The following is a 716-nucleotide window of genomic DNA, read 5'->3' as shown; positions in this document are numbered from 1 at the left end:
CGGCCTGCAGTTGCGCCTCCAGCCGGGCGCGCCGGGCGGTAAAGGGCGCCCAATCCGGCGCCTCGGCCACCGCCGCGGCAAAGCCGGCGATGCCGGGCAGGTTCGGCGTGCCGCCGCGATAACCGCGCTCCTGCCCGCCGCCGCGCTGTACAGCAATGAGGCTGCCCGGGTCCTTCACGATCAGTGCGCCAACGCCGGGCGGGCCGCCCAGCTTGTGGGCGGAGATCGCGATGAAATCGGCCTCCGGCAACGGCATCTTGCCCGCCGCCTGCACGGCATCGACCAACAGCAGCCCGCCGGCAGCGCGCACCAGCGCCGCAACCTCTGCGATCGGCTGGATCACGCCGGTTTCATTGTTCGCCGCCTGTACTGCCACCAGCGCCGGGCCTGCGGCCAGCGCATCGGCCAGCGCCGCCAGGTCAATCACGCCCTGGCCATCGACCGGCAGCACCACAGCATCCGCGCGCGCCTGCAAGACCGCACTATGTTCGGTGGCGCCCACCAACAGCTGTGGCTGCGCCGGGCCGTCCAGCCGCGCGCCGGTGGCCGCCAACGCAATGGCCTCGGTGCCGCCGCTGGTGAAGATGATCTGCTCCGCGGCCACCCCGGCAAAGCGCGCCACGGCGTCGCGCGCACTTTCCAGCAGCGCATGCGCCGCGCGGCCGCCGGCATGCACGCTCGACGGGTTGCCCACCAGCGCCAGTGCGTCGGCCACG

At 73.3% G+C, this 716-nt stretch carries 1 protein-coding gene; it reads right to left on the bottom strand.

The features are described 5' to 3' along the window. A partial coding sequence (locus tag GJ693_RS16445; RefSeq protein ID WP_456238827.1) for a cysteine desulfurase family protein occupies positions 1–715 on the bottom strand: 715 nt, incomplete at its 3' end. Position 716: the final 1 nt, after the last annotated feature.

Source organism: Sandarakinorhabdus oryzae (assembly GCF_009733735.1).
Lineage (GTDB): Bacteria > Pseudomonadota > Alphaproteobacteria > Sphingomonadales > Sphingomonadaceae > Sandarakinorhabdus > Sandarakinorhabdus oryzae.
Note: the sequence above shows the minus strand (reverse complement) of the source record. Positions and strands in the feature narration are given on the sequence as shown.